The following is a 22,784-nucleotide window of genomic DNA, read 5'->3' as shown; positions in this document are numbered from 1 at the left end:
CGACGCTGCCGGACGCCCGGTTCCCGACAGACCCGGACAGCCGCCCTATGCCGACCGGAGACTGGCATGGGATCCAAAACGGCTTCAGTAAACAAGGTCCGGGAAAGAGTCGCCTACCTATGGTAAGCAACCCTTTCCCGGACCGTACTTTCACGCGGTCAACCGCGTCCATACTTTCGGGAAGGTCTCGTCGCGCTCTTCCAGCGCGATCCCGATCTCTTCTCCGAATTCTCAAAGTCTGTCGCGGGCCCAACGGACGACTACGGCCGTTCGAGAAGCAGCGACGGGCGATGCGTCAGACCGGCCGGGAGCAGCATGTAGCGCTCCATCGTGAACGAGTTGCCCTCGGTCGTCCAGTTCTCCGGCCCGTATGCGCCTACCAGCGCCGGGACCTGATGCAGCGGCCCGAACGTGTTGCGGCGCGTCAGTACGACGTTCAGCAGCGCGGGTTCGCCTTTCCGGGCCGCCTGCGTGAGATCCAACTCGTAGGGCGCCCATCCGCATATCTGATGCGAGCCTTCGTTCAACAGTTCCAGACAGCCCCCGTCGAAACCATCCATCGTCAGCTTCAGGCGCTCGCCTTCGGCCGGGCTCGGCAGGCCGTCGATCCGGTAGCAGACGGCCCCCGAGTAGAAAGGCAGACCCTGCGACACGATATCGCCCACGCGCAATTTGTCGGGCAGACGCGTAATCGTCTTGCGGATGCCTTGCAGATCGACGCCGAAGCGGCCGGTCAGATAGATCGCCTCCAGATCGAGATTGCGGCTGAAATGGCCGACCAGCTCGACGCTGTTCTCCCCGAGGCGGAACATATCCGACGGAACGTAAACGCGGCGGATGCTGTTGTCGATGAACCATCCGTGCTCGTCCTGCGACGGAAGCCGCCGTCCGTTCACGAGAATCGTGAAGCGCTGCGGGGTCTCGAGGCACAGGAAGACGGAATCGGACGGAACGACCGACATGCTGAAGGGGAAATTCATCTTCAGCACCCCGAGCGGCTTGGTGTATTCCTGCCCCTTATGCTTCTCGGCATACCACGGCTGAAGCATGCCGCCCCCGCGCCAAGGCAGGTTGAAATGAGTCCGGACGGCCCGGTCGATTTTGAGTATTTCCGTCAGCGGCTGCATCGGCTCGTCGCCGATCTGCCATGTAGCCAGATCGAGAACGCAGATATTCGGCTCGTTCAGCGTATAGGAATAGGAGTCGGGCAGCTCCGTCTTCTCCCTCACGCTATAGACGGGCGCCGTTTGAGCGAAAGCGGGAGCCGAGGCCGAAATCGTATAGACCTTCTCCTCGCACGGCTCGAAGGAGGTCAGAACGACGGACTTTCCGTCCGATACGGTCGCCGGCTGCTTCCATACCTCGCCCGTCTTGCAGTCCCACAACGCGATCTCGCCCTCGAAGGGCAGCGTGACGCTGACCGAGTCGTATTTCCGATGCCGGTCGATATTCATCAGCACGACATACGCGCGCTCGTCGTCACGTCGAACCTGACCGAATACGAGCGGCAGATTCTCACCGACAGCGTTACGTACCTCAACGACCGGACGGATCGCCTGTTTCACGGCTTCGACGACCGGAGTTTTCTCATAATCAACCTGCACGCAGCGGGACGCCATCAGGGCCGGCTCCTCCGACGGCTGAACGTCCACGTACTTAGGCGCCTCGCCCATGAAGATCACACGGCCTCCCTCCTTCTCGAACTTCTCGAGCGCGTCGAGCGTCGAGCGGCGCATCGTCTCCATATTGCCTACCAGCACGGTGCGATACGAAGCCTGTCCCACGCGGAAGATCGGATTGCCCTCCGCATCGCGGCCGACGTCGCTCAAACGGCTCATCATTTCCTCGTCGCCGTAATCGAAGTCGATCCGCTCGCCGGCAAGCCAATGGAACAGGTCGGCATACTTATCCTCCATCTCGGCGATCTCGGGCGCAGCGGGCGACAGCCCGTTGAACGAACGCACGCACACCTGACTCCAGACGCTCTCGATCGGATTGACGACGAGCACGTCGCAAACAGGCGCTCCCTGATTCAGCATGACGCCCAGACGCGAGAAGTAATCCTCGACATATTTGTACTGTTTCCACCAGGGCGACTGGAAGAAGATGCTGGCCGGATAGTCGCGCTTGGCCTCGCCCTCCATCGTATACCACGACAGGTGCTGGCAGCGCAGGTTGATGCCGAAAAGCGCCTGCCAGTCGCCGACGGCCTTGTGATTCTCGAAATCGAACTGCCAGCCCGTACACCCGTACATCTCCGAAAGAAGCCATTTCTGCCCCAGCTGGCGGGCAACCGAGGAAAGCTGCTTGGGTACCCAATAGGCGTTGTCGTTCTCGGTCAGCAGGTCGATACCGGGCGTGTGCATATACTCGTAATAGCGCATCAGCGAACCCTGCATCGTCACTTGGCTCGTCAGGTTGTTCTCGTGCAACACATGTCCCGTGTAGGCCATATCGTGCTCGGTACACCAGTCGTACTGCGGTTTGGCAAAATTCTTCAGGAAAAGCGATTGGGTCAGTTCGCAGAACTTCCACTTCACGTCATTGACCCGCTCGCCGTTCTCGCGCAGGAACAGTTTCGGCAGATCGGCCGTCAGATCGCCGCCGAACATCTTTTCGTACTCCTGCGGCAGGCTCAGCGCCCAAGGACAGGCATAGGTCGACACGGCCCCGAACGTCGAGAACAGACCGCCCCGGTGGGGTTCGTCGGTGAAAATACCCTCGATCGTCGTACCGATCCGCTCGCCGCAGTGCTTCCGATACTGTTCGTGCGTCAGCTCGATGAACCGTTCCGTCGCTTTCGGATTGAAAACGTCCAGATAGGTCGTCCCGTTGTACACGTCCGACTCGGGGCATGTCCGCTGCGCGAACTTGAGCACCGTCTTGCCGGCATAGTCGGCCATGTTCGACGCGGGATTCAGGCGCTGCAAGTTCGAGTAATCGATCCCGTTCAGATCGCAGGCGAAAGCCGAAACGATCCCCTCGTCGTTCCACTCGAACTGCTCGGCGGGCATCGTCTCCAAAATAAGATACTTCATCCGCAACGACGTATCTACGGTCACCATGCCCCCGGCGCTGCCCGACGGCCAACGGTCCTCATCGTACAGGTAAGCCTCCATGCCGAGCCGTGCGGCCTCGTCCACGACGGCGTTCGTCAGATCGAACCACTCGGGCCCGAGATACTCGGTCTTCAGGCCGACGCGCGAGTGCAGGAATGCCCCGCCCATGCCCATTTCCTTGAACACATGGAGCTGACGGATCAGCTCGTCTTTCTCGAGACGGCCGTTCCACGACCAGAAGGGCTTGCCCCGCCACTCGTTGCCGGGATCGCGGAACGTAGCGTAAAGCGAATCGTCGGACAGCGTCGGCGGCTGTTCGGAGCCATTGCTTCCGCAGCCGGCCAACAACATGACGGCCGCAACGGACGACCATAGGAAAAGTCTTTTCATCTATCAGTTGGTTTAGGTAAAACAAAACGAGCCGCCTGAGCCGCCCTCACGAAACGACACGACGCCCCTTATGACAAAATTGCATAAATTAATCCGGATTTCCCACGACGGGACGACTTTTTTTATCCGGCCGGCAACCGTACGGAGCACGGTCCACTTTCGGACAGCGAGGCTTCGGCCAAGCCACGGAGCGGGAACCCCATAACCGGTCATGTCCGAAACGACCGGAACCTCGCCGAGCACGGCCCGAACGGCCGGACAGGCGTCTGGCCCCTTCCCGCTCGGCCGGCAGCAAAAAGCGCCGTACCGGACGCGAATGGCGCGAAGCGTCAAAACCGGCAGAGGCCATGTCCTTCCGCCCTGCAAGCGCCGCCCGGCCGGTCCGGACCGAGTCGAGACGGACGCGCCCCAAATATTTAAGATTTTTTAATAAAAAAGCGCTCCGCGCACGATCCGGCATCCGCAGGTTCCGGATAATTTCGTACCTTCGCAGCCGGAATCGGGGCAGGCCCTGCCATCCGCAACGCCGGCCCCTCCGGCAAGCGACTCTAATCCGGACCAGCGAAACAAACGATCGGTACACTTTTTAATATGGAATGGTTTCATAATCTTTTTTTCGGCAACAGCTCTTTCTGGGGCGGAGGCGTCGCCCACTCGGTGCTGATTCTCGCGCTGGTGATCGCGCTCGGCATCGCGCTCGGCAAGCTCAAAATCGGCGGCATCCGGCTCGGCGTGACGTGGATTCTTTTCGTCGGAATCGCGTTCAGCCATTTCGGGATGCAGCTCAACGAGCATCTGGTCCATTTCGTCAAAGAGTTCGGGCTGATTCTGTTCGTCTACTCGATCGGCCTGCAAGTGGGACCCAGCTTCTTCTCTTCGTTCAAGAAAGGCGGCGTGAAGCTGAACATGCTGGCGACGGCCATCGTCTTTCTGGGCGTGATCGCCGCCTACATCGTCCATCTGGCGACGGGACTGCACATCACGACCGTCGTGGGTATCCTCTCCGGCGCCGTGACCAACACGCCCGGACTGGGCGCAGCGCAGCAGGCCTATGCTGACATGACGGGAATCGACGCGCCCGACATCGCGACGGGTTATGCGGTAGCCTATCCGCTCGGCGTGATCGGCATCATCCTGTCGATGCTTTTCATCCGCTGGATCTTCCGTATCCGCTTCGACGAGGAGAATAAGATACTCTCGAGCCGCGAGGACAACTCGCGCCAGGCGGTCCGCGTTTCGGTAGAAGTCAAAAACCAGTTTCTCGACGGCAAAACCGTTCTGCAGATCAAACGCCTGATAAACCGTCAGTTCGTCATCTCGCGCGTGCTCCGGTCCGACGGGCATATCGAGATCGCCAACGCGCAGACTCCGCTCCGCGTCGGCGACAAGGTAATGGTCGTCACGACGGCCGATAACGCGGAGCTGGTCGAAGACTTTCTCGGCGAGAAGATCGACATGGAAATGCAGGAGTGGGAAAAGCTCGACAACCAGCTCATCACGCGCCGAATCATGATCACCAAGTCGAAACTCAACGGCAAGTACATCGGCGAACTGAAACTGCGCAGCGGCTATGGCGTCAATATGACGCGCGTGAACCGCGCCGGCGTCGACCTGATCCCGAATCACAACCTGCAACTGCAAATGGGCGACCGCGTGACGGTCGTCGGCTCCGAAGCGGCGATCAACGCCGTGTCGAAAATTCTGGGCAATTCGATGCGGCGGCTCAACGAGCCGAACCTGATTCCGATCTTCGTCGGCATCGTGCTCGGCGTGCTGCTGGGCAGCATTCCGATCGCGTTTCCCGGCATCCCGCAGCCCGTCAAGCTCGGGCTGGCCGGCGGCCCGCTGGTCGTATCGATCCTGATCAGCCGGTTCGGTCCGCACTACAAGCTGGTTACCTATACGACGATGAGCGCGAACCTGATGCTCCGCGAAATCGGCATCGCCCTGTTTCTGGCCTGCGTCGGACTCGGCGCCGGAGAAGGATTCGTCCATACGGTGCTGTACGAGAACGGATACCATTGGATCGGCTACGGCTTCCTGATTACGGTTCTCCCGCTGCTGATCGTAGGTATCGTCGCGCGCAAATTCTACAAGCTGAATTTCTATACGCTGATGGGACTGTTCGCCGGATCGATGACCGATCCCCCGGCGCTGGCGTACTCGAACGAGACGGCCGGCAACGACATGCCTTCGGTCGGCTATGCGACCGTTTATCCGCTCACGATGTTTCTGCGGATTCTGACGGCCCAGATGCTGATACTCTGCGTGGCATAGGCGCAGGAAGGGAAGTCTTTGCCTTGCAAAAAAGCCCGTGCATTCGGTAATGCACGGGCTTTTGCGTTTTTGACGCTCGAGGGAAGGATCGCCGGGGCGGCAAGACATCCGGTCGAACGAATGCCGAGCGGTCCTACTCCGGAACCTTTTCTGAAGAAAGGCGCCCCCTGCTGAGCCGCGCCCTTCCGTATCCCTTATCCCTTCACCGAGTCCGACAAAGAGCCGGGCAGACAATCTGTCCGTTTTTTGCCAAACCGGACAGGAGTTTCGGGACATCGCACCCCATCGTCCGGATTTCCGAGAGGAAGCCACGTTCCCGCCCTATGCGCAGCCTGCGAAGAATCCGCCCCCTCCCCCGGAGATCGCCGGCATCCGCCAAACAAGCGAGGGCGCGGCCTGAGCCGCGCCCTCGGGTTCGCCCGCATCCGAATCGGACCGGCCTGAATAGCTGCGATCAATACTTGCTTGCGCGAAGCGCCTTCCCTGCATTGTCCGCCGCGCGAACGACCGACAGCTTCTGCTTACCCGTATCGGCCGGTTTGGCGGCACGGGCTTCGGTCAGCTTGGCGGCACGCACAGCGGCGCGACCGGCTTCGTCGGGAACGTTCGGGGAGACAACCAGCGAGCGGACGGCATTGCCGGCATTCCCGTAAATCGCCGTACCCGACCAGCTACCCGAGAACGTATGAGGCACTTCGGCATCGTCGGTGCACTCGAAATCGATCACATAAGTGCCGTCTCCGTTGTTCGTAACCCGGATTTCACCGTCGACGGCAGGAGCCCGCTCGGTATACGACTGGCCGTTGAATCCTCCGACGTACCACGTTCCGCTCACCATATTGTTGCTGCTCAACTCTCCCGGGAGGAAAGTGCCCGGCTCGACTCCCTTGCTTGCCGTATAGGTTCCGGTCGGGATGCCCGTCTCGTCGAGATGGGGAGAGGCGATCTGCGACGAGAAGCCGTCCGAGCCGATCTTGTCGCTCACGATCTGCACCATCCACACGCCGTAATCGCCCACATTTCCCCAGTAGTTCAGCTTGCACTCGGCATCGGTCAGATCGACCACATAGTCATCTTCGAGGGTCGAATAGATCGGCGCCCGATTGAAGAACTCCAAGTCGCCTTCCATCGTCGCGGTCAGGCTGCCGCCCTCTTTGGTCGTGAAGTCGAACGTGAAGCGATAGCCGCTGCCGGAGCCAGTTTCCTCGATCCGCATCGTACCGCCGTCAATCAGCGCCGTATTTCCATCCTTATATTGCGAAGTAACCACCGGATAGTCGGCCTGCGTCAGGTAAAAATAGGTTCCTTCCGACTCCTCGTAAATCCCCGGTATGATCGTTCTCAACCGGCCCGGATCGACCGTCATCGGACCGACCTCGGAGCTTACCGTGTAAGTTCCCGGCTCGAGCTTGATCGACGAGGACGTACAAGGCTTGCTATACAGGTCGATGAACAGCATAGTGTTCCTTCTTTCCTCCTCAAACAAATATTGGTCATTCTCATCATCCCGATCCAGCATGTTTCCATCCCATAACATCAAACGGAACGTACTCATCTCATCGGTCGAACCCATATAGGAAACCTCGCCCTGAATAAAGTTCGTCTTATGGTCGCCCACCGGACCGGTCACCTTGTTCTCGAAATCGATCGGGCCCTCGTACTTAGCCTCGACGACACATCCGTCCTCCGCGCGGAAATTGGCCGTCAGCGTGTAATTCTCGCCGTTGCGGGCCACCGTGACCGTTCCGGTCGAGAATTCGGTTCCGGCTACCGAATTGCCGTTCTCGTCGACCTCGGCAAGCCACGTATACATATTGTAGCAGGAGCCTTCCGAGTAGCGCTCGGCAGCGATGTCGTACACGCCGTCGGGCAGGATCGCCTGATCGTCGTCATCGGAGAGGGCTCCGTACAGGTCGAGGCTGAGCTTGTACCCTCCTTCGCCGACCGGTTTGCCGCTGCCGTCGGCCTCGTAGGAAACGAACTGGAGGAAATAGTTGCCCGTTCCCTGCTTCTGCTCGTCACCGTAATAGGAAGCGACAAGCAGATTCATCGCATCGATCTGCACGTTCTCGCCCAAGCCGGTCGTACCATTTTTCAACACCGTCGGAGCGCCCTCGTAGCGTACGCGCAGCGTCCTGCCGTCCTCCAGCTCGCCGATCGCCACGACGTTGACCACACCGTCCTCGGTAGTCACTTCCACACGCAAGTCGCGGAAAGACTGCTGGTCGGCCAGTTGCAGATCGTCGCCGATCAGATAATAGGTAGAATACTCGGTCCCGACCGTACCCTCGCCGTAAGGGTTCTGCATATCGACCTCGTAAACCCCGTCGGGGAGAATCGCATGATCGGGCGAATCGGCGAACGCGCCGTAAAGATCGAGTACGACGTCCATTCCCGGAGCATCGGGATACTCGCCCTCCTGTCCCTCGACCGGAACATACTCGAATTGAGACAAATGGAAATAATAGTTACCCGTGCCGGCGCTCATCCTGTCTCCGTAATAATAGCCCTGGGCGTATTGAGCCGTATAATCCACATCGTAGGAGAGCGCGACGGTCGGCAGATCGATCGATTCCACCTCGCCCGCATGCTCCCCCGAGGCTGCCACGGCATAGGCGACATAAGTAGTTCCGGGAGTCAGATCCGGAATCGTCACATCGGAAGGCTGATCGGCCGATACGGCCGTCCCGTTCGCAAAGATCGCGGCGGCATCGGGCGCAGCATCGCCTTTCAGACCGTACGTCCATGCGCAACGGTCGGCATGGACGGGCGTTACGGTAAAGCTGACCGACGTCTCGGTCGCAGCTCCTGCGGTCAACGTCACTTCCGGCTCGGGCGCCGGATTTTCGGGATCGTCCTTGCAGGAAGTCAGGCCGCATGCGAAAAAGGCGGCAGCCAAAACGGATAAACAAAAACGTACTCTGTTCTTCATATTATAAACATTTATCGAAGTTATGTCTGCTTTCGCAGACGGGTTTGCAGTCACACCTGAAGTTCGTGTACGTCGTGCACGGCAATGCGAGCAAAGAACCGAAACGAATGTATAAAATGTATAAACACCTATTATAATGTATAAGCAAAATCGCCTTGCTCCGGTCCGTTTACGGTAAAATTAAACAAAAAATTTCTATATGTGAAATAAATCACCGCCGAAAACAAGCAACCGAATACGCACAGAATCAACACTTAGGGCATTTACCAAAACAATCGAAACATTCCGGTTCGATTCGACTTCCGAATCGTAACCGAAGAAAGACGTACCGGAAACGATTTGACATTTTTCGCAAAAAATAAAAAAACAGAGTCCGCCGGCCCGATTCCGGAACGAAGAACGGCTCCCGAAAACGGAAACGGATTTGTCCGGATCCCGATCCCGAATCGGAACGCTCCGGGTTATCGTAACGCGACCGCAGAGAAAAATTCCGCCGTTTCTCGTCGTAAGCCGGATTACGAACGAAGAGCTTCCGAGTACAGCGCGTACCCTTCCGGCCATCTCAAACGACGGAGCAGGACACATCGGGAAAAAAATATTCCGGCCCAAAAACAACATCCGGCACCCCTTCAGAGGGGCACCGGATGATTTCTTTCATACCGGTCGGACGCTACCGCCCCGAACGGTCGAAAAATTTCTTGAAAAACAGCCACTGATAATCGATCGAATTGGTCCAGTAGGGTCCGTTGTGAACGCCGGGACGCACCGTGTAGTCATGCTCGATACCCCGTTCGCGAAGCGCCTCGTGCAGTTTGTTGTTCACGTCGAAAAAGAAGTCGTCATAGCCGCAGTCGATCACCAACGCCAGATCGCCGTTCGATATGCTGTCCAACTGGGTCATCACCGTATGGTCGTCCCACGTCTTGCGGTTGGTCGCCTCCTCGCCGAGCTGTTTGGCCATTTCCCAGTTCTCGGGGAAAGGACGGATATCCACGCCGCCGCTCGTCGATCCGCCGGCGCCGAACGTATCCTTGTGGCGGAACGAAAGCCACAGCCCGCCGTGGCCGCCCATGCTGAGACCCGTAATCGCGCGGCCCGAACGGTCGCCCCGCGTCGGATAGTGGGCGTCCACGTAATCGATCAGCTCGCGCGCGACGAAGGTCTCGAAACGCGAAGAGGGGTCTTTCGGGCTGTCCCAGTACCAGCTGTTCTCGCCGTCGGGACAAACGACGATCACGCTGTCCCGGTCGGCCATTTGCGGCAGAGAAGGCTTTACGTTAAGCCACGTTTCCTGATCGCCGCTATATCCGTGAAGCAGGTACAGCACCGGCATTCTGACTCCGCTCTTCGCCGCGTCGGGCACGATCACGACGACCGGGATCTCCTTTTTCATCGCTTCGCTCCGCACGGCGATCCGGTCGACCGTCGCGGCCGAAACAGATGAAGTCAGCCACAGAACGACCGCCAGCAACAAGATCATTCGATTCTTTTTCATACTTCAAATTATTTACATTTCACACTGAATATAAAACATTTAAAAACAACAAAATTCCATTCCGCACCCGAAAACGGAAACAAAACTAACAATATTTTCGCGAAGCGCTTGCTCAAATCCGGGATTTTACACTATATTTGCCATTGCAACGAATCAAGAAAACGATGACTCATTCTGCAATCAACAAATTTTGGTGGTGGCGCTCTCTACTCGATAAGTCGTGAGTCGCATCGCCATGTGCAGATATGAATCTGCGAAATACCAAGGGAGGCTGTCGACCACGACAGCCTCCCTTGTTTTGTCCGCATTCCATCCGATCATTTATAAACCAAAATCCGTAAAGCAATGAGCACGAAAACAAAACGCTTCATCCTTCCGGAATCGGAGATTCCGACCCGGTGGTACAACGTCATGGCCGACATGCCCAACAAGCCGATGCCGCCTCTGAATCCCGCAACGAAACAGCCGCTGAAAGCCTCGGATCTCTATCCCATTTTCGCCGAGGCGCTGGCCGATCAGGAGATGAACCAGACCGACCCGTGGATCGACATCCCCGACGAAGTCCGCGAGCAGTACAAGAACTACCGCTGCACGCCGCTGGTCAGGGCCTACGGACTGGAAAAGGCGCTCGGTACCCCGGCGCACATCTATTTCAAGAACGAGAGCGTCAGCCCCGTCGGCTCGCACAAGCTGAACTCGGCCCTCGCTCAAGCCTATTACTGCAAGCGGCAAGGTGTCACGAACATCACGACCGAGACCGGCGCCGGCCAATGGGGAGCCGCCCTGTCCTACGCCGCCAAGGCGTTCGGGCTGGAACTGGCCGTCTACATGGTCAAGATCAGTTACGAGCAGAAACCCTACCGGCGCTCGATCATGCAGACTTTCGGCGCACAGGTGACCGCCTCGCCGTCGATGTCGACCAAAGCCGGACGCAAAATACTCACCGAACATCCGAACCATCAGGGCTCGCTCGGCACGGCGATCTCGGAGGCGATCGAGCTGGCGATGAGCACGCCGAACTGCAAGTACACGCTCGGATCGGTGCTGAGCCATGTCACGCTGCACCAGACGATCATCGGTCTCGAGGCCGAGAAACAGATGGAAATGGCGGGCGAGTACCCCGACCTGATCATCGGCTGCTTCGGCGGCGGATCGAACTTCGGCGGCATCTCGTTCCCGTTCATGCGCCACACGCTCAGGGAAGGCCGAAAGACGCGCTACATCGCGGCCGAGCCCGACTCCTGCCCGAAACTCACGCGCGGGGTCTTCCGCTACGACTTCGGAGACGAAGCCGGCTATACGCCGCTGCTGCCGATGTTCACGCTGGGACATAACTTCGCGCCCGCCAACATCCATGCGGGCGGATTGCGGTATCACGGAGCAGGCGTGATCGTATCTCAACTGCTCAAGGACAAGCTGATGGAAGCGGTCGATATCCCGCAACTCGAGAGCTTCGACGCAGGCTGCCTGTTCGCGCAGACCGAGGGCATTATTCCCGCTCCGGAATCGTGCCATGCGATCGCCGCGGCCGTCCGCGAGGCCCGCAAGTGTACCGAGAGCGGCGAACCGAAAGTCATCCTGTTCAACCTGTCGGGACACGGCCTGATCGACATGGCCGCTTACGACAAGTACCTGGCGGGCGATCTGGTGAACTACTCGCTCAGCGACGAGCAGATCAAGCGGAACATCGGCGAACTGGACGCCATCGGATAGCGGGCGCGCCGCACTCCTTTTTCAGACAAGCCACAACGACGGCTTCTGCTTCACGGCAGAGACCGCCGTTGCGGCTTTTCCTATGAAATACGGCCGCATTTTTTGCCGACTTCTGTTTTCGGATCGAAAACTTTTTGTACCTTTACAAGACGAACGACACATTACGCCGGCCGAACGCAGTATCCCGAACGGATCGCCGAGGCGGGCCGAAGCATGGAACAACCTAAACTATAATACTTAACCACTATGGACAGAAGGGAATTCCTGAAGAAATCAATGCTCCTCACGGCAGGGGCGCTGATCGGAGGAAGCCTGTTCTCGGAGACTTCGGCCGCCAAGGGCGCGAAGCAGAACGGCATTCCGCGCAAGAAGAAATCGATCGGGCTGCAGCTCTACTCGATCGGCGGCGATATGAGCGCCGATGCGGCGCAGGCGCTCCGGCAAATATCCGAAATGGGATACTCCACCGCCGAAACGGCCTCGTACGGAGACGGGAAGTTCTACGGCCGCACGCCGGCCGAGTTCCGCAAAATGGCCGAGGACCTCGGCATCGCGGTAACCGGCGCGCACATCGCCCGCAATCTCGACAAGAACGACATGCAGGGCTGCATGGACTGGTGGAAACAGGCTTGCGACGCCCAGGCGGCCGTAGGCGGCAAAACCATCGTCATGCCCTACTTCCCCGTCGGCTCGACGCTCGCCGACCTGCAGGACTATTGCGACTATTTCAACCGCATAGGCGAAATCGCGAACGCGGCCGGGCTGCGTTTCGGCTACCACAACCACTCGCACGAGTTCAATAAGATCGAAGGCCAGGTAATCGAGGATTACATGATCGAAAACACCGATCCCGACAAGGTCTTCTTCGAACTGGACGTATACTGGGCCAGCAAGGGCGGCGTCAATCCGTCGGCCTACATCCAGAAATACGCCGGCCGCTTCCCGCTGCTGCACATCAAGGACGTGGATATCATCGGAGCCAGCGAGACGATCGATTTCGAATCGATCTTCAAGGCGGCCTACAAGCAGGGACTCGAAGAGTACTACGTCGAGATCGAGGCCAACTCGCTTCCGCCCATGCTCTGCGCCCGCAAAAGCGCCGAATACCTCAACGTATCGAAGTTCGTCAAGTAGAAACCTAACCAAAACATCACATCATGTCTGAAAAAATATCCCGCAGGGACTTCCTGCGTAAAAGTGCGGTAGGTCTGGCCGGACTGACCGTCGTTCCGAGCGCCGTGCTCGGCAAGGCCGCGGGTCATACCGCCCCGAGCGACAAACTCAATATCGCCGCCGTCGGAATCGGCGGCATGGGCGCCGCCAACCTCCAGAACATGGAGACCGAAAATATCGTGGCCCTGTGCGACGTCGACTGGAAATATGCCAAGAACACTTTCGACCGCTACCCGAACGCCAAGCGCTACTGGGACTACCGCAAGATGCTCGACGAGATGGGCAAGGATATCGACGCCGTGCTCGTCGCCACGGCCGACCATACGCACTGCCTGATCGCGGCCGACGCGATCACGATGGGCAAGCACGTATACGTGCAGAAACCGCTGACCCACACCGTCTACGAGTCGCGCCTGCTGACGAAGCTGGCCGAAAAGTACGGCGTGGCCACCCAGATGGGCAATCAGGGAGCCTCGGGCGAAGGCGTGCGCCAGGTCTGCGACTGGATATGGAACGGCGAGATCGGCGAAGTAAAGCGCGTCGATACGTTTACCGACCGCCCGATCTGGCCTCAGGGCCTGATGCGCCCCGAGCAGGTCGACGAGATTCCGGAGACGCTGAACTGGGATCTGTTCGTCGGCCCGGCTCCGATGCGCCCCTACAACAAGCTCTACACTCCGTGGAACTGGCGCGGCTGGTGGGACTTCGGTACCGGCGCGCTGGGCGACATGGCATGTCATATCCTGCACCCCGTATTCAAGGGCCTGCAGCTCGGATACCCCTCGAAGGTTCAGGGCAGTTCGACCGCGCTGCTCACGGACTGCGCGCCGAACGCCCAGATGGTGAAGTACGTCTTCCCGGCCCGGCCCAAAAAAGGCAAGGTCGCCATGCCCGAAGTAGAGGTCTACTGGTACGACGGAGGCATCACGCCCGTTCGTCCCGCCGGCATGCCCGAAGGCAGGTCGCTGAACGATCAGGGAGGCGGAGCCATCTTCTATGGAACGAAAGACACGCTGATATGCGGCTGCTACGGCGTGAATCCTTGGCTCGTGTCGGGTCGTAAGCCGTCCGCGCCGAAGATGAACCGCGAAATCACCGTCAGCCACGAACAGGACTGGATCCGCGCCTGCAAGGAAGACGCGAAGAACCGCGTGAAAACGGCATCGGACTTCAGCGAAGCCGGTCCGTTCAACGAAATGGTCGTCATGGGCGTACTGGCCGTTCGCCTGCAGGGACTCAACCGCGAGCTGCTGTGGGACGGCGACAACATGCGCTTCAAGAACATCGGCTCCGGCGACCAGATCGCCATCATGATCGAGGACGGTTTCACGATCCACAACGGCCACCCCACTTTCAACAAGCGTTACACGGATCCGATCAACGCTCAGCAGTTCGCCGCCGAGATGATCCGTCACAACTACCGCGAAGGTTGGGAACTGCCCGCGATGCCCAAGTAATCTCTGAAAACCAATTAATTAATAATCAAACAATGAAACGAATCATGTATGCACTCGGTTGCCTGGCGCTGGCCGCCACGGTAGCCTCCTGCGGATCGAACGCGAACAAGAAGGCGGCGGCAGACAGCACGGCCACCGCTCAGGCTCAGGCCCCGGCCGAAGACGAAGGCTGGACGGTCATCTTCGACGGCAAGACGCTCGACGGATGGCGCGGCTACGACAAGACCGGCGTGCCGGCCGCATGGACCGTCGAGGACGGAGCGATCAAGATCAACGGCTCGGGCATGGGCGAAGCCGGCGCTCAGGACGGAGGCGACCTGATCTACGCGAACAAGAAGTTCAAGAACTTCGAGCTCGAGTTCGAGTACAAGGTCGACAAGGGCGCCAACAGCGGCGTCTTCTATTTGGCACAGGAGATTCCCGGCCAACCGATCTTCATATCGGCTCCCGAGTATCAGGTGCTCGACAACGCGAACCATCCCGACGCCAAGCTCGGCGTAGACGGCAACCGCCAGTCGGCCTCGCTGTACGATATGATTCCGGCCAAGCCTCAGAACGCCAAGCCGTTCGGAGAGTGGAACACGGCCAAGATCATGGTGTACAACGGAACCGTCGTACACTACCAGAACGGCGAGCAGGTACTCGAGTATCACTTGTGGACCCCGCAGTGGAAAGAGATGCTCGACAAGAGCAAATTCAGCAAGGAAAAATGGCCCGAAGCCTACGACCTGCTGATCAACTGCGGCGGCGAGAACCACGAAGGCTACATCGGCCTGCAGGACCACGGCGACAACGTCTGGTTCCGCAACATCCGGGTCAAGGAACTCTAACGGTCCGGACCGTATGAATGAAAAAGGAGACGCTTCGAGCGTCTCCTTTTTCGATTTCTCTCGTTCCCCAATCATATACTTTTCCGTGTATGCTTTCAGGTTTCCGACGTTTCCGGCTCCCCCCCAAAAAATCTTTTCCGACGGAAGGGATTTCATGGCAGAAGCCCAATCGGATACGTACCCGTGGTCGCAAACCGCGGTTAACATATATAGAAATTCCGGAAGGGGAGGACACGCTTGAACATGGAAGTATATATAATTGCCTTTCGCTCCGTTCGGAAACCGCCTGCTCCGACAGCCGTTCGCGTTCGGCACGCAACTTTCACCCGGGCACGCGAGCCGGACATCTTCACAAACGACATTCGGGCCAGGCCCGGACCATGAGCGGCGAGCACGTCGTTTCCGACTCAATCGGAGACTGTCCGCATCGCGCAGGCACAGCAGGAAACAGGCCCGGCCGGAACGACGGACGAACGGGCAAGAAGGTTCGGCTGGCCTATATTCCGCCACCCCAAAACAGCTATAATCACGGGAGTAAAGTCCGAACAGGCCGTGCCGAAAAAGACGATCCTACGGGCGTTACTCGAAATCGCTGTCGGTCATTCCGAACACGAATCCGTCGCGGTAACGATAGCACGGAACCGTCGCAATCAGCGTCAGCAACGCGTTCAGCAAAAACGGGAAATCGGCCGACGAAGAGGACCGAAACAAACCGGCGAACATATCGACGATGAACGGACAAAGCAGGATCGCCAGATAGTTGACCGACATGACGAGAGCCAGCGCCAGCGTTGTCCGTTCGCGGGAAGCCGTGACGACCGCCTTGTTGTAAACGACCGGCTGAATCACCCCGTATCCCAACCCCGTAGCAAAGCAGCCCAGCGCAACGAAAAACTCGCTCTTCATGAGGTACAGCAGCAACAAGCCCGCACCGATAAGCAACAGCGAGACAAACATCGTTTTCTTGCCCAGCAGCGCGATGACCCGATCGACCGCCAGTCCCGGAAGCATGATCGCCAGAAAGAACAGCGAAATCATCACGCCCGATGCCGAACTGGTCAGCTTGTACTGCTGGATCAGGAAAGGCAGATTGAACGAAATCACCAGTACGGCATAGGTCGCGAAAAAGTAGAGCAGCATCAATCCTCCCAGCCGGCGGCGGTCGATCCCGTGCAGCCAGCCGGTTTCGACCGAACCGGCATCGGCAGCCGCAGACGGTGTCCTCGCACCCTGTGGCCGGGCCGGTCCTGACGGCTCCGTCCCCTTGCTCCCGCGCGGAAAAACAGCCCCCTGAGACACGGCGGCCGGAACGGAACCGACCGACGCCCCGACATAAGTCTCCTTCGCCGTTTGAGGACCCTGACGTCGAGCCGCACCGTCAGAACCGGACGAGCCCCCCTCCCCGACGGACGATTGCGAAAGCGAACCGTCTCCGGAAGAACCGGAAGACCGAAAGACAGCGACAGGAGCGGCCGTATCGGACTCTCCGGCGGAAGTCCGAGAACGATCCGCTGCGGAAACGGATATCGCATCCGGCAAGGGCGCTTTTCTCAAGGTAAGCGTCAGCAGCAGCGAAACGCCGGGCAACAGATAGACCAAAAAGGGATAGTGCCAGTCGATCGTCGCCAGCCAGCCGGTCAGCGACGTGGCCAGCACGAGCGTCACGTTGCTGATCGCCGAGCTGATCCCGAGCTGCCGGACGCGCGGCCGGCCGGAGAAATAGTCGGCCACCAGTCCGGTCGAAAGAGGAACGACCATGCCGGCCCCGATGCCGAGAATGCCATTGACGACGATCAGCGAAGTCATTCCGCCGACAAAAAGGCAGGACAGCCCGCTGACGAAAAAGATAATCAGCCCCGTGTAGAGAATCAGCAGCTTGTTCCGGCTGACCGAAAGCTTTCCGGCCAGCAGCACGAACGGAATGATCAGCAACGACGGCAGCGAAGTCAGCATCTGTATCTCCAAATCGGTCGCATGGCCGAAAATGCGGTGCAGCCGGCCCAGAATCGGCGACACGGCCAGTCCGGGCAACGACACGACCATCGACACCGACCAGATCGCCAGCAACGTCGTCAGCGCGATAGTTCCTTTTCCTGTCTGAATTTTCATGGCAACGGCACTTGCGGTCCGCAGACCGGTTAGAAGTTGTATTGCACGATCGCCTGCACACGGTTGGCATGTCCCTGCTGCGTGTCCATGTTTTCGCGCGTCCCGTACAAATAGGCGGCGCCCAGCTGACAGCTCGGCGTCAGATTATAAAACAGGTTGACCGACAAATAATGGGCGATTTTATAGGTATCGGGCACCCGGTAATCATGCTCGCCGAAAACCTTTACGCCGCTGTAAGCGGCCGTTGCGAGCCACTTCGGACCGAACGCGTACTGCAATCCGGCGATCCAGCTCATGACCGGAAGCGCCTGCATGGAATGGGGTTTCTCGGGATTGGCTACCATATCGAGTCCGGTACCGTCGATGTCCTGAATATACTCGGCGATGCCCTTGCCGTAAAGGAACTGCATGTAGGTCGTCAGGCGCTTGCCGGCCTGAATCGCCCCGCTGAGCTGCACGCCCCAGCCCAGCAGCGAGGTGGTCTTATCCCTCAGGTCGTCGTAGAAAAACATATCGCGCAGCAATCCCGAGGCCCGCAGATGGCTCCGGCCCCCGTTCCATGCATACTGCACGTAAAGGGGAATGTCGGGCATCCGTTGCGAGACGGCGCTGGTTCCCGGAATATAGGTCGCGCTCACATCGGGCATTTCCAAAGCCGCGGCCATCGACCAATGTTCGTTGAAAGCGCGCGTATAGCGGATCATCGCATTATAGACGGCCGGATAGCCGTTCGGTCCCTCGAAATCGACCGTCGAGGGAGAGGCGCCCAAATCGCAGAAAGTCGTGAACCGGCGTCCGATCGAAAAGCCCGCCACCTCGACATAGGCCATTTGCAGCGCAAACGCATTGCCCGTGCCCCGGAAGTCGGCCTGAATGTAGCCGACGATCGGCCCGATCCGTCCGGCATCGGCGATCGCCTTGAAATAGAGGGTCGAGGCCGTCGGATCGAGCTGGATCTGCTGACGCTGCTTCGGCGAGTTGGGCACGGGGATGTCGGCCGTTACGAAGTCGAGGTTGTCGGCGATGCCGTCGAAATCGTAAGAAAGCCGCATGTCGGCATTGCCTCCTATGCCGAAAATCATCTTCTGGTTCTTGCCTGCGATGATGAAGCGAGGCAGGCCCGTCTGACGGAATCCCCGTTCGATAGTCGAGTAATAGGTCTCTATGACTTCCGAAGTCACCATCGAGTCGATTTCGATGCCTCCCCGGTTGATGAATATCACTTCGGGACGGCTGTTGTTTTTGAGTACCTGAGCCTGCAGGCCCGAGAAAGCCAGCGTGCACAGGGCCGCTGTCGCGCATAGTCCGAGATGTCTCATGATCGATCCGTTATGAAAAATTGATTTTCAGATGCTAAAAGCTACCCTCCCCGATCAACTTTTGTGCCGCAAAGCATGCGGCGCCCGAGAGCGAATCGTCGCACGATTATTGTCCTGTACCGGAACCAAACGCTTGCGCCATGATGAAAACGAAACGATTCGAAAGCCGCGTAGCGCTCGTGACGGGCGCCGCGGCCGGCATAGGAAAGGCTACGGCCGAGCGGCTGGCTGCCGAAGGTGCACGGCTGGTGATCGCCGATTACAACTATCCCGAGGCCGAGCGGCTGGCCGAGCAACTGAACCGCGAGGGCGCCCCGGCCTTCGCGCTGCGCTTCGACGCTTCCGAGACGGAAAGCTGCCGGGAAATCGTCGCCAGAACGATCGAACGGTACGGAACGATCGACATACTGGTCAATAACGTAGGGGGAAGCGATCTGAGCCGGGACCTCGACCTGCTGAACATGGACCTCGGCTATTTCGACGAGGTGTTCCACCTCAATCTGCGCAGCGTCATGGCTACGACGCAGGCGGCGCTGTCCGAGATGACGCTCCGCAACAGAGGCTCGATCGTGAATACGGCATCAATAGGCGGCCTGCTCGGAGACTTCCGGGGCACGCTGTACGGAGCGGCGAAGGCCGGTGTCATCGGCCTGACGCGATATATCGCATCGCAATACGGCAAGCTAGGAATCCGCTGCAACGCCGTTGCGCCCGGGCTGGTACTGACTCCGGCCTCCACGCGGTCGTTGCCGGAAAGCGTCCGCTCCGTCTTTCGCAAGCACAACGCCGTCGACTACCTCGGACAAGCGGCGGATATCGCCGCGACGATCGCCTTTCTGGCCTCCGACGACGCCCGCTACGTCACCGGGCAAACGATCACCGCCGACGGAGGTATGGACAGTCACAATCCCACGGTAGCCGAACTGGCCGGCCTATCCGAAACGGCACTCCGTGAAGCATAGCCGGCCGACTCAGGACGACCGGCCCTATCCGGGAAGTATTCCTCGGCAGCCGATACAGACAAACAAAGTCCGGCATACGCAGAAGCGCCGCAGCCCGTATTCCATGAGAATCACGGCACGAAATGCAACGAACGGCGATCCGGCGACGGAACCCCGATTCCGTTCATAAGAAAGGGGAAGAGGGGAAAATCACCCTTTCCCGAAACAGAGTTCCTCGTCGGGAGCGAACGCAGGGGCCTCGAAACGGGTCCGGCCGCCCAGACCGAAACGCAGATAGGTGATCGGCAGCCCCTCGGCCAGAAAACGGCTCTCGTAGGTGGTCCGGATCGACAGCACGGAATCGGCGAACCCCGTGCCGTAAATGTCGTCGCAGCCGGCCTCGACCGGCAGCGCGTTGGCCTCGGCGACCGCTTTCGTATAGGCGTGCAGATGTTGCGAGTCGGTTTTCAGGTGAATCGCCCCGCCCGGCTTCAGGAAACGGGCGTAGCGCTCGAGAAACAGCGGCGCGGTCAGCCGCTTCTTGACACGGTTCTTGCGAAGCTGGGGATCGGGGAACGTGATCCATATCTCGTCGACCTCTCCGGGCGCGAAGAACGAGTCGATGAACTCGATGCGGGTGCGCAGGAAAGCGACGTTCGGCATCGCGTTTTCGGTAGCCGTCTTGGCGCCCCTCCACAGGCGGGCGCCTTTGATGTCGACGCCGATGAAGTTCCGGTCTGAAAACCGCTCCGCAAGCGAAACGGTATACTCGCCCCGGCCGCAGCCCAGCTCCAGCACGATCGGATTCGGATTGCCGAAAAAGTCCTCGCGCCAGCGGCCCTTGAGCCGGTAGTCCTTGCGGAATATCTCCTCGAACTCGGGCTGCACGACGCAGCGGAACGTGGCGTTCTCCTCGAATCGCCTGATCTTGTCTTTTCCCATATGTCTCAGTCTTCGGATCGGTATATGTCCACGCCGACGGCCGCGACGCCTTTCACAAGGGGGTCGGGCATCAACGGAACGAAAGAAAACAGATAGGTTCCCGTTTCGGACAGAACGGCGTCGGAGCGGAAAGCTCCGACCGCATCGCGGCGGACATGAGGCTCTCCGGACACGTCGGGCAGCATCACCACCGCCGTATCCCGCCGCTGCCGCCCCGAGGGAGAGACCGTCGTAACGGCCACGCTCAGACGATCGTAGCGAAAATCGCGGCCATAGCGCACGATCAAGTCGATCGTTCGGGCCGACACCGTGTCGGAATTGTCGAAACGCACGACCGCCGGCTCCGAGACGGCCCAGCCGCCCGGATCGGTATCGGCCACGAACGCGCGTTCGGGCGAGAGACACGACGGCAAAACGGCCCACGCCGCCAAAAAGAGAAACCGACGGCTAACTGCCCTGCTTGCCGTCCTGAGCCGAATTATCCTGCTGCTCCGCATGCTTCTCGTTTTTGGCGCCGCCCCGCCTGCGATTCCGTCCTCCCCTCCGGGAGCCGCCCTCGCGCTGAGCGCTTTCCCTGCGTCCGGTCTCCGAAGGCAGGCTTTCGACGCCGGCATCCGGTCCGGACGGTCTGTTTCTGTCGGAGGTCTTGCCGCCCCGGCGATCCGCAGAAGCTCCGCGACCTCCTTGCGGCGCATGACGGTCGGAGCGGGGTTCCCCTTCCCTGCGCTTCGCGGCAGAACGCTGCTCCGGAGAGGCTCCCGACGGTTGCGGCTGTCCTTCAGGAGCGCCCTTGCGACCGCCTTTCTTCTTACGGTTCTTGCGGCGTCCCTCCCGCTGCTTGTCGAAACGCGTCAGGCTCTCCTCGCCCACGACGTCGGCGAAAGTCGGCTCGTCGGACTCGGGCTCGAAAGAGACGTCGGCCAGCCGGTCTACTTTCTGCCCTTTCTGATTGGCCCGAATAATCTCCTTGACCCGGTCGACGCCCAACGGCCTCATGTTGGCCTGAGAATGCGGGTCGGTACTGAACCACATCGTCCGGCTCAGAATGTCGGTCTTGACCAAATAATAATCGCCGTCGACCGTCTGCAAAGGCTCCCGAACGCGCGGGAAATCCTTGCGCGCATCGAGATAGGTGTCCAGCTCGTACACGAGGCAGCACTTCAGCTTGCCGCATTGCCCGGCCAGCTTCTGCGGATTGAGCGAGATCTCCTGACTGCGGGCCGAGTTGGTGGTCACCGAAACGAAACTCGAGATCCACGACGCGCAGCACAGCTCGCGGCCGCACGACCCGAGCCCTCCGATACGGCCAGCTTCCTGCCGGGCTCCGATCTGCTTCATCTCGATACGGATACGGAACTGCTCGGCGAAAACCTTGATCAGTTCGCGGAAATCGACCCGTTCGTCGGCGATATAGTAGAAAATGGCCTTGATCTTATCGCCCTGATACTCCACGTCGCCGATCTTCATGTTGAGTTTCATGTCGGCGGCGATCCGGCGCGCGCGGATCATCGTATCGTGTTCGAGCGCGATGGCCTCCTGCCATTTCTCGATATCGTAGGGTTTGGCCTTGCGATAGATTTTCTTGAACTCGCCGTTCTGCGGGTTGAAGCCCACCCGCTTCATCTGACGGGCGACCAGATCGCCCGTCAGCGAGACGATCCCGATGTCGTGACCGGGCGACGCCTCGACGGCGACGATGTCGCCCCTTCGCAGCGGCAGGTTATTCACATTGCGGTAGTAGCTCTTGCGCGTATTTTTGAAACGGACCTCGAAAATATCGGTCGGAAACACCTCGGGCATATCCTCCAGCCAATTGAACGAGTGCAGCTTGTAGCAACCCTCGCAGGCCGAGGCCGTCGCTTCGCCGTCGCAGCGGCAGAAACGACAGCCGCGACCGACGTCGAGGCTGCCCTCGCAAGGCGTATTGTCCGTATTCTTGCATTCCTTGAAATCCATGAAAATGAAATTAATCGTAATGTACAAAGGTAACTATTTTTTCGGGATTGCCACCATCCGGCGCCGCCCGTATCGGATTACGGCCTCCGTTTTGCGCATACCTGCGGGAAGCATCGGCCCGCCGAATGACGATCCGAAGAAAATTCACCAAGACGACGAACGATTTTAAAACAAAATCGCTATATTTGACT

Annotated in this window: 14 protein-coding genes; 6 read left to right on the top strand and 8 right to left on the bottom strand. The window is 59.1% G+C overall.

Features of this window, described 5'->3' with window-relative positions; translation table 11 throughout:
• Positions 1–260 precede the first annotated feature (260 nt).
• Positions 261–3,449 carry a glycosyl hydrolase family 2 protein gene (locus NQ491_RS10475; RefSeq protein WP_147524828.1) on the bottom strand — a complete coding sequence of 1,063 codons (3,189 nt, stop codon included), beginning with the start codon at positions 3,447–3,449 and terminating at the stop codon, positions 261–263.
• Between the two features lie 591 nt (positions 3,450–4,040).
• On the opposite strand from NQ491_RS10475, the gene NQ491_RS10470 reads away from it, so the two are divergent.
• Positions 4,041–5,726, top strand: a complete 1,686-nt coding sequence (locus NQ491_RS10470) for a putative transporter (RefSeq protein ID WP_019245605.1) — start codon at positions 4,041–4,043, stop codon at positions 5,724–5,726.
• Positions 5,727–6,180: 454 nt separating this feature from the next.
• Here NQ491_RS10470 and NQ491_RS10465 read toward each other — a convergent pair whose 3' ends face one another.
• Positions 6,181–8,658 (bottom strand): fibronectin type III domain-containing protein, encoded by a 2,478-nt coding sequence (locus NQ491_RS10465; protein WP_147524829.1) that lies wholly within the window; start codon positions 8,656–8,658, stop codon positions 6,181–6,183.
• A gap of 670 nt (positions 8,659–9,328) precedes the next feature.
• A complete protein-coding gene (locus NQ491_RS10460; RefSeq protein WP_019245607.1) occupies positions 9,329–10,153 on the bottom strand; it encodes an alpha/beta hydrolase in 825 nt (274 codons plus the stop codon).
• A gap of 345 nt (positions 10,154–10,498) precedes the next feature.
• Here NQ491_RS10460 and NQ491_RS10455 point away from each other — a divergent pair, with 345 nt between their 5' ends.
• The 4 genes from NQ491_RS10455 to NQ491_RS10440 all read left to right on the top strand — a co-directional run bounded on the left by NQ491_RS10455 (position 10,499) and on the right by NQ491_RS10440 (position 15,326).
• Entirely contained in the window at positions 10,499–11,866 is a 1,368-nt protein-coding gene (locus NQ491_RS10455; RefSeq protein WP_019245608.1) for a TrpB-like pyridoxal phosphate-dependent enzyme, read from the top strand.
• A gap of 246 nt (positions 11,867–12,112) precedes the next feature.
• Entirely contained in the window at positions 12,113–13,000 is an 888-nt protein-coding gene (locus tag NQ491_RS10450; protein ID WP_026089600.1) for a sugar phosphate isomerase/epimerase family protein, read from the top strand.
• Positions 13,001–13,023: 23 nt separating this feature from the next.
• The gene (locus NQ491_RS10445) at positions 13,024–14,496 is read left to right on the top strand and encodes a Gfo/Idh/MocA family protein (RefSeq protein ID WP_019245610.1); all 1,473 of its coding nucleotides are present in this window, start codon (positions 13,024–13,026) and stop codon (positions 14,494–14,496) included.
• Between the two features lie 32 nt (positions 14,497–14,528).
• Complete coding sequence (locus tag NQ491_RS10440; protein ID WP_026089601.1) at positions 14,529–15,326, top strand: 3-keto-disaccharide hydrolase; 798 nt, start codon at positions 14,529–14,531, stop codon at positions 15,324–15,326.
• A gap of 579 nt (positions 15,327–15,905) precedes the next feature.
• Here NQ491_RS10440 and NQ491_RS11315 read toward each other — a convergent pair.
• Both NQ491_RS11315 and NQ491_RS10425 read right to left on the bottom strand, forming a co-directional pair.
• A complete protein-coding gene (locus NQ491_RS11315; protein ID WP_407651694.1) occupies positions 15,906–17,435 on the bottom strand; it encodes an MFS transporter in 1,530 nt (509 codons plus the stop codon).
• 29 nt (positions 17,436–17,464) lie between these two features.
• Entirely contained in the window at positions 17,465–18,754 is a 1,290-nt protein-coding gene (locus tag NQ491_RS10425; protein ID WP_019245612.1) for a DcaP family trimeric outer membrane transporter, read from the bottom strand.
• 140 nt (positions 18,755–18,894) lie between these two features.
• Here NQ491_RS10425 and NQ491_RS10420 point away from each other — a divergent pair, with 140 nt between their 5' ends.
• Positions 18,895–19,716 (top strand): SDR family NAD(P)-dependent oxidoreductase, encoded by an 822-nt coding sequence (locus tag NQ491_RS10420; RefSeq protein WP_019245613.1) that lies wholly within the window; start codon positions 18,895–18,897, stop codon positions 19,714–19,716.
• A 189-nt stretch (positions 19,717–19,905) separates the two neighbouring features.
• Here the strand turns inward: NQ491_RS10420 and trmB are convergent, their stop codons facing one another.
• From trmB to NQ491_RS10405, 3 genes are all read right to left on the bottom strand, one after another.
• Positions 19,906–20,637, bottom strand: a complete 732-nt coding sequence (trmB, locus tag NQ491_RS10415) for a tRNA (guanosine(46)-N7)-methyltransferase TrmB (RefSeq protein ID WP_019245614.1) — start codon at positions 20,635–20,637, stop codon at positions 19,906–19,908.
• Between the two features lie 5 nt (positions 20,638–20,642).
• Positions 20,643–21,017, bottom strand: coding sequence for a gliding motility lipoprotein GldH family protein (locus NQ491_RS10410; RefSeq protein WP_157365664.1), 375 nt, complete (start codon positions 21,015–21,017; stop codon positions 20,643–20,645).
• 67 nt (positions 21,018–21,084) lie between these two features.
• Positions 21,085–22,593 carry a PSP1 domain-containing protein gene (locus NQ491_RS10405; RefSeq protein ID WP_019245616.1) on the bottom strand — a complete coding sequence of 503 codons (1,509 nt, stop codon included), beginning with the start codon at positions 22,591–22,593 and terminating at the stop codon, positions 21,085–21,087.
• Positions 22,594–22,784 lie beyond the last annotated feature (191 nt).

The sequence above is a fragment of the Alistipes ihumii AP11 genome (assembly GCF_025144665.1).
Classification (GTDB): Bacteria; Bacteroidota; Bacteroidia; order Bacteroidales; family Rikenellaceae; genus Alistipes_A; species Alistipes_A ihumii.
The sequence above is the reverse complement of the archived record's forward strand: the minus strand, read 5'-3'. Positions and strand labels throughout refer to the sequence as shown.